Origin of the sequence: Flavimobilis soli (genome assembly GCF_002564025.1) — a bacterium.
Taxonomy (GTDB): domain Bacteria; phylum Actinomycetota; class Actinomycetes; order Actinomycetales; family Cellulomonadaceae; genus Flavimobilis; species Flavimobilis soli.
In genome coordinates this window covers 2,606,094-2,618,925 of sequence record NZ_PDJH01000001.1, presented here as the reverse complement: position 1 = coordinate 2,618,925, position 12,832 = coordinate 2,606,094, and the positions used below count along the sequence as shown (strand labels likewise).

8 protein-coding genes are annotated in these 12,832 nt (G+C 70.2%); 6 read left to right on the top strand and 2 right to left on the bottom strand.

Features of this window, described 5'->3' with window-relative positions; all coding sequences use genetic code 11:
- The first annotated feature begins 36 nt into the window (after positions 1-36).
- Positions 37-852, top strand: coding sequence for an RDD family protein (locus tag ATL41_RS11795; RefSeq protein ID WP_098458644.1), 816 nt, complete (start codon positions 37-39; stop codon positions 850-852).
- Between the two features lie 129 nt (positions 853-981).
- Here the strand turns inward: ATL41_RS11795 and ahcY are convergent, their stop codons facing one another.
- On the bottom strand, positions 982-2,469 hold the full coding sequence (ahcY, locus tag ATL41_RS11790; RefSeq protein ID WP_098458643.1) for an adenosylhomocysteinase: 1,488 nt from the start codon (positions 2,467-2,469) through the stop codon (positions 982-984).
- Positions 2,470-2,722: 253 nt separating this feature from the next.
- Between ahcY and ATL41_RS11785 the strand changes: the two genes are divergently transcribed.
- The 3 genes from ATL41_RS11785 to ATL41_RS11775 all read left to right on the top strand — a co-directional run bounded on the left by ATL41_RS11785 (position 2,723) and on the right by ATL41_RS11775 (position 7,914).
- Positions 2,723-4,669, top strand: a complete 1,947-nt coding sequence (locus ATL41_RS11785; RefSeq protein ID WP_098458642.1) for a SpoIID/LytB domain-containing protein — start codon at positions 2,723-2,725, stop codon at positions 4,667-4,669.
- A 96-nt stretch (positions 4,670-4,765) separates the two neighbouring features.
- Positions 4,766-6,184 (top strand): polysaccharide pyruvyl transferase family protein, encoded by a 1,419-nt coding sequence (locus ATL41_RS11780; protein WP_098458641.1) that lies wholly within the window; start codon positions 4,766-4,768, stop codon positions 6,182-6,184.
- Positions 6,185-6,273: 89 nt separating this feature from the next.
- Positions 6,274-7,914 (top strand): endonuclease/exonuclease/phosphatase family protein, encoded by a 1,641-nt coding sequence (locus ATL41_RS11775; RefSeq protein WP_098458640.1) that lies wholly within the window; start codon positions 6,274-6,276, stop codon positions 7,912-7,914.
- A gap of 80 nt (positions 7,915-7,994) precedes the next feature.
- Here the strand turns inward: ATL41_RS11775 and ATL41_RS11770 are convergent, their stop codons facing one another.
- Entirely contained in the window at positions 7,995-9,272 is a 1,278-nt protein-coding gene (locus ATL41_RS11770) for a polysaccharide pyruvyl transferase family protein (RefSeq protein WP_098458639.1), read from the bottom strand.
- A 161-nt stretch (positions 9,273-9,433) separates the two neighbouring features.
- Here ATL41_RS11770 and ATL41_RS11765 point away from each other — a divergent pair, with 161 nt between their 5' ends.
- Together ATL41_RS11765 and ATL41_RS11760 are read left to right on the top strand one after the other, a co-directional pair.
- Positions 9,434-11,296 carry a hypothetical protein gene (locus tag ATL41_RS11765; RefSeq protein WP_098458638.1) on the top strand — a complete coding sequence of 621 codons (1,863 nt, stop codon included), beginning with the start codon at positions 9,434-9,436 and terminating at the stop codon, positions 11,294-11,296.
- Between the two features lie 88 nt (positions 11,297-11,384).
- Positions 11,385-12,830 (top strand): bifunctional cytidylyltransferase/SDR family oxidoreductase, encoded by a 1,446-nt coding sequence (locus ATL41_RS11760; RefSeq protein ID WP_245854811.1) that lies wholly within the window; start codon positions 11,385-11,387, stop codon positions 12,828-12,830.
- Positions 12,831-12,832 lie beyond the last annotated feature (2 nt).

The window sequence follows — 12,832 nt, the reverse complement described above, 5'->3', positions numbered from 1 at the left end:
GGGCGGCGACGTCCGGAGAGACCAGCGGGGGAGCACGTGCGCGAGGGCATCATCATCGGCGAGGGCGTCGTCGTCGACGCACGGCCCGCGTCGTTCGCGACGCGAGCCGTCGGCTTCGCGATCGACCTGATCGCGCTCGGGCTGCTGACGTTCGCAGGAGTCGTCGTGCTGGGGCAGGTGGACACCCTGTCGGACTACGCCCTGGCGATCATCGGGATCGTGAGCGTCGTCCTGCTGCTCGTCGTGATCCCCACGGCGGTCGAGACGCTCAGCCGGGGCGCCTCCCTCGGCAAGCTCGTCATGGGGATCCGCATCGTGCGGGACGACGGCGGCCCGGTTCGTCTGCGCCACGCCCTCGTCCGGTCGCTCGTCGGCCTCGGGGAGATCTGGCTCACGGGTGGTTCGGTCGCGCTGATCGTGTCGCTCGCCCACCCGTCCGGGAAGCGGGTCGGTGACCTGCTCGCTGGGACCCACGCGGTGCGGACGCGCGGCGGTGCCGTCGACAACGCGACGGTCGCGATGCCGCCGGAGCTCGCCGGATGGGCGGCGCAGGCCGACATCCGTCGGCTGCCGGACGGTCTCGCGCTCGCAGTGCGCCAGTTCCTCGGACGGGCACCGCGCCTCGCGGCGCAGTCCCGGGCGCGGCTCGGGATGTCACTCGCCGCGGAGGTCGAAGAGCTCGTCGCGCCGGGCCCGCCCTCGGGGACCCACCCGGAGGCGTTCCTCATGGCCGTGCTCGCCGCTCGTCGGGACCGCGAGTGGGCTGCCGCGCAGCGGGCGCGTGCGCTCGCGCGCGAGCAGGAGGAGATGATCCACCGCCTGCCGTACGGCGTGCCAGACCCCCTGAGCTGACGCCCGGCCCTGGAGCGCCTCGCCGGGCGCATCGGTGCAGCTCGACACGAGCGCGAGACGACCGAAGCCCGGACCCCTGAGGGTCCGGGCTTCGCGTGTGCAGGCTCGCGCCGGAGGCGAGCGCTCGCGTCAGTAGCGGTAGTGCTCCGGCTTGTACGGGCCCTCGACCTTGACACCGAGGTAGTCCGCCTGCGCCGGGCTCAGCTCGGTGAGCCGGACGCCGAGCGCATCGAGGTGGAGGCGCGCGACCTTCTCGTCGAGGACCTTCGGCAGGCGGAAGACGTCGGTCGCGTACGCGTCCGGGCCCCCGGCCTTCGTGTAGAGCTCGATCTGCCCGATGACCTGGTTGGTGAACGAGTTGCTCATGACGAACGACGGGTGGCCGGTCGCGTTGCCGAGGTTGAGCAGGCGGCCCTCGGACAGCACGATGATCGAGCGGCCGTCGGGGAAGGTCCACTCGTGGACCTGTGGCTTGATCTCGGTGCGGGTGATGCCGGGGATCCGCGCGAGGCCGGCCATGTCGATCTCGTTGTCGAAGTGACCGATGTTGCCGACGATCGCCTTGTCCTTCATCGCGGCCATGTGGTCGGCCGTGATGACACCGAAGTTGCCGGTCGTCGTGATGAAGAAGTCGGCCTCGTCGAGGACGTCCTCGATGCGTGCGACCTGGAAGCCGTCCATCGCGGCCTGGAGCGCGCAGATCGGGTCGACCTCGGAGACGATGACGCGCGCGCCCTGGCCACGGAACGCCTCGGCGGCGCCCTTGCCGACGTCGCCGTAGCCGGCGACGAACGCGACCTTGCCGCCGATGAGGACGTCGGTCGCGCGGTTGATGCCGTCGGGCAGCGAGTGGCGGATCCCGTACTTGTTGTCGAACTTCGACTTGGTGACGGAGTCGTTGACGTTGATCGCGGGGAAGAGCAGCTCGCCCTTCTCGGCGAGGTGGTAGAGGCGGTGCACGCCCGTCGTCGTCTCCTCGGTCACGCCGAGGATCGCGGGCGCGATGCGGGTCCAGCGCTGCGGGTCCGTCGCGAGCGAGCGGCGCAGGACGGCGCGCACGACGTTCATCTCGTGGGAGTGGTCGAGGTCGCCCTCGGCGGTGTCGGCGGGCACGGCGCCCGCTGCCTCGTACTCGACGCCCAGGTGGACGAGCATCGTCGCGTCGCCGCCGTCGTCGAGGATCATGTTGGGGCCCTGCACCCCGCCGTCCTCGGTGGGCCAGAGCATGATCTGCTCGGTGCAGTCCCAGTACTCCTCGAGGCTCTCGCCCTTCCAGGCGAACACGGGGACGCCCGCAGGGGCGTCCGGGGTGCCGTCGCGGCCTACGGCGATCGCGGCGGCGGCCTCATCCTGGGTCGAGAAGATGTTGCACGACGCCCAGCGCACCTCGGCGCCCAGGTCGACGAGGGTCTCGATGAGGACGGCCGTCTGCACCGTCATGTGGAGCGAGCCGGCGATGCGGGCACCCGCGAGCGGCTGGCTCGGGCCGTACTCGGCGCGCAGCGCCATGAGGCCGGGCATCTCGTGCTCGGCGAGGCGGATCTGGTGGCGCCCCGCCTCGGCGAGCGCGAGCGAGCGCACCTTGTAGCGGCCAGGAACCTCGTCGAACGTGGACATGCTTCTCCCAGTGGTGGACCGGACGGGTGGTCCAAGGCTATCGCGCGCCCCTGACGCGGTCGCAGCGCGTCCGGGACCCGCGTCTGCGCGCCGCGTCCGCGGGGAGGCACGACGTCGTGCCGGACCGCGGCCCACGGGCCGCGAGGGTGTTCCGTCCCGTTTGACCGCGATGCCCGCCCACGTGGCTGCTGAGGCACGAGTGAATGTGAGCCGCGCTCTTTTATCAGGGCCGTTCGTTCTGCACACTGTCTCCATGCGTCCCGCTCCCCCGTCGTCCGCCGCACGCCACCGCCCGGGCTCCCGGCTCTCGCTCGCCGTCGCGCTCGTCGCCCTGCTCGGCACCGTCGGGGTCGTCGGCGCGCCCGCCCCCACGGCCGACGCCGCCGCCAAGGTGACCCTCACCGCGAGCCAGAGCGCGACGAAGGTCGACCGGGGCGGCAAGGTCACGCTCAAGGTCGCCTACCGCCAGGGCAAGAAGCCCGTCACCTGCTGCTCCGTGCGCCTCCAGGCGAGGACGACGGGCGGCTGGAAGACGGTCCGCACGGTCAAGCCCAAGAACGGGAAGGCGAGCGTCGTCGTCACGCCCAAGGTCACGACGCGGTACCGCTTCGTCACGCTCACCGGCAACACCCGCTCGGCGACCAAGAAGGTCACCGTGCGCTCGTCGATCGCCGTGAAGGCGTCGAAGCCGACGATCGCGCCAGGCGCCGCGAGCACGATCACCGCGACCTACCGCGCCCAGGGCCGCCTCGTCGCGAAGGGCACCGTCCAGCTCCAGCACAAGACGTCGTCCGGCTGGGTCACGCTCTCGCGCACGGCCGTGGCGTCCGGCAAGGCGAAGTTCACCGTCAAGCCCGCAGCGACGACGTCGTACCGCGTCACGACGACCGGGCTCGGGGTGCGCAGCAAGACCGTCAAGGTCGCCGTCTCAGCGCCGACGACCGACGCGCCGAAGAGCAACGGCCAGCCGCCGAAGAACAACGCCCCCGACGACACGACGACGACGAGCAACCCGCCCCAGAACACGCCGAAGACCCCGCCCGCGTCGTTCACCGTCAAGGGCTCCGGCTACGGGCACGGCATCGGCATGTCGCAGTACGGCGCCTACCGGATGGCCCAGGAGGGCAAGACCGCCGCCCAGATCCTCAGCCACTACTACACGGGCGCGAAGGTCACGACGGCCACGACCCCCGAGGACGTCGCGGTCCAGGTCTTCGGCGCGTCCGACGCCGCGACCACGACCTTCTCGGTCAACGCTGGCTCCTGGCGCCTGCGAAGCGGCGAGGGCACGACCCTCGTGACCGGCGACAAGTCCTCGAAGGTCACGCTCAAGGTTGTCGGCGGCAACCCCGTCGCTGTCGTCGGCGGGACCACGTATCCGAGCGCGAGCTGGACCGGCGACCGCTCCGTCCTGCGCCTGCACTGGACCGGAACCCGGTACTACTCCTCGACCGGCACCAAGGCTGTCGCGAGCCTGTCCGGCACGCACGGCACCTACCGGCACGGCCGGATGACCGTGCGTGTCATCAACGGCCACCTCAACGTCGTCAACGAGCTCCGGCTCAACACCGAGTACCTCTACGGCCTCGGGGAGATGCCGTCCTCCTGGGACTCCGCCGCTCTCCAGGCGCAGGCCATCGCGGGCCGCAACTACGCGACCGCCGCCGCGACCGCGAAGCGCAAGGCGACGTGCGACTGCCACCTCTGGGACGACACCCGCTCGCAGAACTTCACCGGATGGAAGAAGGAGAGTGAGGGCACGAACGCCGTCTGGGGCAAGAAATGGGTCGCTGCCGTCGACGCGACCGTCACGTCATCGACGTCCGCCCAGCTCCTCCTCGCCTCCGGCAGCCTCGTCAACGCCTACTACTACTCCTCGAGCGGCGGCCGCACCGCCAACAGCGAGGACGTCTGGTCGTCGAAGGTCGGCTACCTGCGCTCCGTGGACGACCGCTACTCCCTCACCGACGACAACCCGATGCGCGCGTGGACGCGCTCCCTCACCCAGGCCAAGGCGCAGTCGATCTTCGGCGTCAAGGACATCGTGCGGGTCGACGTCACCGCGACCTACTCGAGCGGCCAGATGAAGACGCTCACCGCGACGACCACGAACGGCACGAAGGTCTCCGTCACCAAGAAGGCTGACCAGCTCCGCTCGCTCCTCGGCCTCCCCGCCTCCTGGGTCACGTCGATCGCCTGATCCTGCTGGCCCTGGGGCCTTCGTCACGTTCACCCCGGCGTGTCACCCGGGTTAAGGTGTCGGCGTCCCCCACAGCCCCGTCGCCGAGGAGCCCGCGTGCCCAGGATTCTGCTCAGAGCAGGCAAGGACCCCTTCGAGGTCCTGTCGCCCGAGGTCGCCCGCGGCGCGTTCCCCAAGGGGGTGTGGGGCAAGAACGTCGGCAACCTGGTCTTCGGCGACTCGATGCACAAGCTCCTGTCGGTGCCCGGCACCGAGGTCGTCCCGAACGCGTTCCTCAGCGAGCGCCCCGGCGTCACGCCGTGGTACGTCGACCAGATCAACGAGCAGTTCGACCACTTCGTCATCCCGCTGGCCAACGCGTTCCGCACCTCGTTCATGGGGAACCTCGAACGCCTGACCGAGGTCATCGAGGGGCTCAAGATCCCCGTCACCGTCGTCGGGGTCGGCGTCGCCGGCGGACCGCGCAGCCTCAAGAACCCGCTCCCCCGCCTGAAGGACGACGAGCGGCCCATGGTCGCCCGCTTCCTGACCGCCGTCCTCGACCGCTCCGCGTCGATCGGCGTGCGCGGCGAGCACACGCAGACGTTCCTCGCCTCCCTCGGCTTCGGCGACGAGCACGTCGACGTGATCGGCTGCCCGTCGCTCTTCCAGCTCGGCCCGGGCCACTCCGTGCACAAGCGCGCTGAGGCGATCTCGCCCGACTCGCACTTCACGATGAACATCAGCCCGTACGTCAAGCGCATGGCCGAGGCGTCGGTGCGGCACGCCGAGAAGTACCCGCACATGATCTACGTCCCCCAGGACACCGCGACGCTCGACCTGATGATGTACGGCACGCCGCACCCAGACGCGGGCGACCCGCAGATGCCCGTGCACATCGACCACCCGCTGTACGTCGAGGACCGCATGCGGTTCTTCACCGACTCGTCGACGTGGTTCGGCTTCCTCGCGACGCAGGACTTCTCGTTCGGCACCCGGATCCACGGCAACATCGCGGCGCTCGTCGCCGGAACCCCCGCGCACGTGATCGCGCACGACTCGCGCACGCTCGAGCTCGCCCAGTACCACGAGATCCCGCACACGACCGTGCCTGACCTGGCCGAGGGCTTCGACGCCGCCGAGCTGTACGAGGCGACGGACCTCACGGCGTTCAACGCGGGGCACGCCGCGCGGTTCGACAAGTTCGCGGCGTTCCTGCGCAAGAACGGCATCGCGCACGTGTTCGAGGAGGGCAAGGCGAACCCCGAGTACGAGACGCGCCTCTCGGCTCTGCCGTTCCCCGACCCCGTGCACACGCTCTCGACGACCGACCCGGTCGCACGCGCCGAGGCGTACGAGCGCATCGCGACCGTCGAGTCGTTCGCGCACCACCACGACTGGATCAAGAAGTTCTCCCCGCGCGTGGACTTCCCTGTGACCCCGCCCCGCCTCCCGGCGTCGACCCCGGCACGTCGCTCGGTGCGGCGGTTCGCGGCACGCGTCCTCAACAAGGCGGCCCGCGTGATCGGGGGCTGAGACGGAGCGAGAGTTCTCTCACAGAACCTCCCGGCAGCACCGATGGGCCACCTAGAGTTGAGCCGTCCCGAGCCGATTGGTCCTGATTCATGACGTTTCGTCCCACCCTGAACCGCGCGCTGCGTCCTGCTGTCGCAGTCGGCGCATCGCTCTCCCTCCTCGTCGGCGGCGCCCTCGTCGCCGCCCCTGCGGTATCCGCCGCACCCGTCGCACAGGCAGCCGCCAAGGTCGCCACGAAGAAGCCCGCCGCGCCGACGCTCCGCGTCGTCCCGGGCGCCAAGCAGGCGACCGCGACGTGGTCCAAGGTCGCCGGCGCGAAGAAGTACGTCGTGCAGTACTCGACGACGAAGAGCTTCAAGAAGAAGAAGACAAAGTCCGTCACCACGCGCACGACCACGGCGACGATCAAGAAGCTCAAGCTGCGCACGGACTACTGGGTCCGCGTCACGGCTACGACCTCCGCCGGCAAGGTCACCTCGAAGAAGGTCAAGGTCCGCGCGACCACCGCGCCCGTCGGGCGCACCTCCATCACGGTCAAGCCGGCCGGCCCGAACCAGGTCAAGGTCAGCTGGAAGCCCCTCAAGAAGGGCACCAAGATCACGATCGTCGGCTCGTACGACAACGACGCGCTCAAGAAGTCCGCTACCCGCTTCTCGGTGTCGGGGATCAAGGCCACCGAGACTTCGCGCGTCGTCACCGTCCCGGCCTCGTTCCGCAAGTACGTCGGCGCGACGACCGCGAACCCCGTGTACATCCAGGCGAACATGTTCAACGGCACACGCAAGAGCACCTCGCCGATCGCCTACTCCGTCGTCGGACGCCCCGCCGCCCCGGCCTCGAACGCCCCGACGCTGACGTTCGCGACCTACAACGTCGGCAGCATCGCCGCGACGAAGGAGCGCTCGGCACGCACGTGGGAGAAGCGCCGCACCGCGGTCGCCCGTGCGATCACGACGGCGGCGCCTGATGTCATCACCGTCCAGGAGACGACGACGGCCAAGAGCGCCGAGGGCGTCCGCCAGTACGACGACCTCGTGGGCCGCCTCCCCTCCCGGTACCGCCTCGTCTACACGGCGGACACGATCGGCACCGCCAAGGGCGCTGCGACCAAGGGCGACCACGTCATCGTCAACACCGACCGCGTCGCGGTCGTGAAGTCCGGCGTACAGTCGCTCTCCGCGCTGCTGCCCGCAAACCAGCGCAACGACAAGGACCGCTTCTTCGGCTGGGCCCGTCTGAAGGACCGCAAGACGGGGAAGACGTTCTCCGTCGTGTCGATCCACCTCCAGAACGGCGCGAGCTCGGCCGCTCAGAAGCATCGCCTCGACGCGATCAAGGCCATCGAGTCGTTCGCCGCGAAGAAGATCGTGGGTTCCGCGTCCGAGCCGCTCGTCTTCGCGGGAGACTTCAACTCCGACGTCGCGCGCTACCCGTCCGGTCCGCCGACGTACCTCTCCACGCGTGGCTTCGTCGACGCGGCCGCCGCGCCCACGACGCGCGGCATGGAGTGGGCGACGACGAACAACCAGAACGCGACCAAGGACGGCGGCTATCCGACAAGTCCCGCGAAGTACAAGTACTCCGCTACTCGGATCGACTACATCCTGGTGAAGAACGGCAAGGGCTCGACGACGTTCACCAACCAGGTCATCCTCACCGGCGGCAAGTTCGACGAGCGCTACCGCGGCTCGGACCACAACCTCCAGGTGGCGAAGCTGCGCCTCTCCTGAGGCCCGCTCCTACGACGAGAGCCCTCGTCCTCACGGTCAGACCGTCAGGACGAGGGCTCTCGTCGTAGGGCGTCGTACCGTCAGCGGCCCACGCGGCGCAGCACCTTGTCGATCGGGGTGATCGTCGGACGGACCGCCCGGACCTTTCGCCCCTTCTCGATCGTCTCGTCAAATGCCGCGCCGTTGTCCTGGCCCTCGTCGAAGACGGTCTCGAGCCCGTTGCGGTGCAGGAAGTCGAGGTAGGTCGCGAAGCGCTCGGGCATGAGCTCGTTGAACCGCGTGTAGTCCGTGCGGCCGTAGAGCTCCTCGGCGAGCGGGGGCTCGGAGAGGTCGCTCATGAGCGTGTACGGGATCCCGTGGTACTCGGCGAGCTCACGGGTGCGGCTGTCGTGCGCCAGCAGGTGCGCCGGCGTCCCGCCGATGATCCCCGCGATGTTGCCGTGCAGACGGTTGCCGAACACGAAGTCGTAGCGGGCGAGGTCCTCGATCCAGCCCCACGGGTTCGGGTAGAAGAACAGACGCTTCGTGCGGTAGAGCACGTGGCCCGTGTGGATCGGGGTCGCGGGGTCCCAGTGGTCGGTCGACCGCCCCTCGGAGCCGTTGATGATCATGCGGGCCGAGCGCGCGTCCTGCGACGGGCTCGTGAGCCGCTTGTACGCGGCGGCGTTGCGCTCGACGATCGGGCCGATCCCGCCAACGCGGTAGTCGACGTTCATGGAGATGCGCGAGCGTGAGGTCAGGCCGGGCATGTCCGTGCGGACGCGCAGCCCCGGGCCCCACGTGAAGATCGAGGGGCAGCCGATCACGTCGACGCGCGACGCGTCGACACCGAGCGACACGAGGTAGCGCTTCGTGAGCTCCCCGCGCACACCGATCGACTCCGACTTGTCGAGGACGGCGTCAGCAAAGGCGCGGACCGTGCGGTCGTGCTTCGCGAGCGCCGCCGCCGACGGGAGCTTGTCGCTCCCCGTACGTCCCATGCGGAAGCTCTCGTTCTCCGCCGCGTCCGCCGTCGTCTGGGCACCGACGCCGACGACCGTGACCGGCATGTCCAGCTGCTGGACGATGCGCGTCATCCGGGCGAGGCCTTCGGAGAACGGGAACCGGAAGGCGTTCGACATGGGCATGACGTAGCGGTCGAAGCGCCTGTTGATCCGCTCGACCCATTCGGTCGGGTCCTCGAGCGTGTGCGCGTCGAACCCGCCGGGGACGACACGGGTGCCCGACGTGCTCAGGGCACGGAAGACCGCGTTCGCGTAGAGGAGGTTGCCGGAGTTCCCGCCCATGCGGCGCGAGGCCTGCACGGGCGGATAGATCTTGCGCGGGTCTTGTGCAGAACGCACGAGGATGCGGGCCATGGAGCAGGTCCACCTTCTGAAGTGTCTGGGACGTCGCGCTACGGGCGGTACCGTCGTAGCGTTCGAACGCTACCACCGGCACCCTGCGACCGTCGGGCCTATCCACCCGCTCCGTCAGTGACCCGCCGCACGTCCACCTCGTCCGGAGGCTCTCCCCGCTCATGCTGTCTCGCATCGCCGCGCTCAGGTCCGCCGCGCCCGAGTCCCTCGTCGCGCTCGGCCTCATGATCGCCTCGCTCCTCGCTGCAGCCGTCGCCGCCCTCCTTGGAACCTCCCTGGCGCCCTGGCTCCTCCTGGTGTCCCTGCTCGCCGAGGTCACCATGCGCGCGACGCGGTCCGGCAAGCTCGTCAGCGCATCCCTCGCCCGCGCCGCGCTCGGCGCGACGACGCTCTACACCCTGCGGACGGCCCTCCTGCTGGTGTGGTGCGCCGTCTCGGACCACGACGTGCTCGTACCCGCCGCGCTGATCGCCGTGGCCGTCCTCGTGCTGCGCCTGGCCGGGACCCGGCTGGCCCGGGTAGTCCGCCGTCGCAACACCCCCGCGATCGCCGTGCGCAACCTCGACGTCCCCGCGGCCGCCCCTGCGCCGGTCAGGTGGCCGTCCGCAGGACGCTGGAAGGTGCTGTGCGAGGCCCTCGTGATCATCGCCGTCGTGCTGCTGCCCGCGCAGCCGTGGTGGGCGGCGCTCGTCGCCGTCGGAGCCGCGGCGTTCGCAACGCTCCGCAGCGTCCTCGCGGTCCTCGACCTCCGGGCGATCGGCGGCTCTCGCACCTCGCAGTCGCTCCTGCCGCAGGTGCGCGCCGCGATCGATGCCCGAGCCCCGCGCACCGCGCTCTACTTCTCGGGCGACGTGGCGTCGGTGTACCAGGCGAACATGTGGCTCGAGACGCTCGAGCGGACGGCCCCCGACGCCGTCGTCATCATGCGCGAGCGCAACGTGTTCGCGGCGCTCGGGCCGACGTCGCTCCCCGTCGTGTGCGTCCCGGACGCGACGACGCTCATGAACCTCGGCCTGCCCACGCTGCGGGTCGCGCTCTACCCGACCAACGTCGGCAAGAACATCCACCTCCTGCGTGAGCCGCACATCAAGTCAGTCTTCATCGGCCACGGCGACAGCGACAAGAGCGCCTCGTTCAACCCCTACTCGCGCGTGTACGACGAGATCTGGGTCGCCGGCCCCGCCGGCCGCGAGCGGTACCGCCGGGCGATGATCGGGATCGACGACGCCCGCGTCCGCGAGGTCGGCCGACCGCAGGTCGCGGACCTGGCCGCCGCCCCGCCGCGCGAGGCCGCCGTGCCCACCCTCCTGTACGCCCCGACGTGGGAGGGCTGGAACGAGGACCAGAACTACTGCTCGCTCGAGACGGTCGGCCTCCCGCTCGTACGCCGCGTCGTCGAGTCCGGCCTGCCCGTTCGCGTCATCTACCGGCCGCACCCGTTCACCGGGCGTCGCCTGGCCTCGGTCGCCGCAGCGAACCGCGAGATCGTCCGGCTCCTCGGCGACGCCGTCCCAGCTCCCCCGGCCCTCGACACGACGCCCGGTCTCTCGGCCGTCGCCGTCGCCGACGCGCTCCGTGCACGTGACGAGGCCTGGTTCGCCGGCCTGGACGCGCGCACGCACGTCGCCCTGCAGCGCTCCTGGGGCGTGAGCATGAGCGCGTGCATGGCTGAGGCGACCATGCTGCTCACCGACGTCTCGAGCGTCCTGTCCGACTTCCTCGCGACCGACCGGCCGTACGCGGTCGCCGATCCGCGCGGCGTCGGCCGGGAGCGCTTCGTCGAGGAGTTCCCGTCCGCCGCAGGCGGCGCCGTCGTCACCACCGCGGCGGACGTCGAGGCGCTCCTCGACGCGCTCGCCCGCGGCGTCGACGAGCTCGCTGGCGTTCGCGCCGCCCTGCGCGGCCAGCTCCTCGGCGACCACCCGGAGGATGCGCACGCCACCTTCCGGCAGGCGATCGCCGACCTCGCAGCGCGTGCCGACGACCGCGCCCGCGCCGTCGCCCGCGCGGCGGGGACGCTCTGACCGGCCCGCCGGTCAGCCAACCGATAGGATCGACCAGGCCTGTGGGCACACCCGCAGCCGTCGACGCAACACGACGAAGGAGCACCAGGTGCGGACCGTAGGAGTCATCCTTGCCGGTGGAGTCGGGACCCGGCTCGGCTTGAAGGTTCCCAAGCAGATGGTCAAGATCGCCGGGAAGACGATCCTCGAGCACACCGTCACCGCGCTCAACGACAGTCCTGTCGTCGACGAGGTGATCGTCATGATCACCCCGGGCTGGTCCGAGCACGTCGCGACGCTCCTGGGCAGCAAGTTCGACAAGCTGACCCGCATCCTCGAGGGTGGCTCGACGCGCAACGAGACGACGCGCCGCGTCCTCGACGCCCTCCCCGACGACGAGTGCAAGGTCATCCTGCACGACGCCGTCCGGCCGCTCCTCGACGAGCGGATCATCGAGGAGTGCGTGCACGCGCTCGACGGCTTCGGGGCCGTCGACGTCGTCATCCCCTCCGCAGACACGATCGTCGAGGTCAACTCCGACGAGATCATCACCTCCATCCCCGACCGAGCGCTCCTGCGCCGTGGCCAGACCCCGCAGGCGTTCAAGCTCTCCGTGCTGCGCGACGCGTACGCGAAGGCCGTCGAGGACCCGTACTTCGCCGCCACAGACGACTGCGGCGTCGTCCTCAAGTACCTTCCCGACGTCCCGATCAAGACCGTCTCGGGGTCGGAGCACAACCTCAAGGTCACGCACCCCGTCGACCTCTTCATCGCGGACAAGCTGTTCCAGCTCGCATCGCAGGGACCGCACCACCTCGACGCTTCGAAGCGCGCCGAGCTGCTGCGCGACAAGGTCGTCGTCGTGCTCGGCGGTTCCTACGGCATCGGCGCGGAGATCGCCCGCATCGCCGAGGACGCGGGCGCGACCGTCGTCGCGCACGGGCGTTCCACGACCGGCCTGCACGTGCAGGACCCGGTCGCGATCGCCGAGGCCTTCCGCAAGACGGCCGAGGAGCACGGCTCGATCGACGCCGTCATCCTCACCGCCGGGGTGCTGCGCGTCGGCCGTCTCAACGAGACGAGCGAGGAGCAGATCGACGAGACGATCGGCGTGAACTACCTCGCGCCCGTCAACGTCGCCAAGGCCGCCTTCCCGTACCTGCAGAAGTCGAAGGGGCACCTTCTCTACTTCACGTCGTCGTCCTACACCCGCGGCCGCGAGAACTACGCGCTGTACTCCTCGACGAAGGCCGCGGTCGTGAACCTCACGCAGGCGCTCTCGGAGGAGTGGGCCGGCGACGGCATCAAGGTCAACGTCATCAACCCGGAGCGCACCGCCACGCCGATGCGCACCCAGGCCTTCGGCCAGGAGCCGGAGGGCACGCTGCTCTCCGCCGTCGCCGTCGCGGAGACGTCGCTCGACGTCATCGTCTCGGACGCGACCGGTCTCGTCATCGACGTCCGTCGCGAGGGCCAGCCTGCTGACACCGGCGGCGCGATCGCCTCGGCGCTCGACGCTACCGAGCGCGAGCTCTCCGAGCTCGCGACCGACTGACC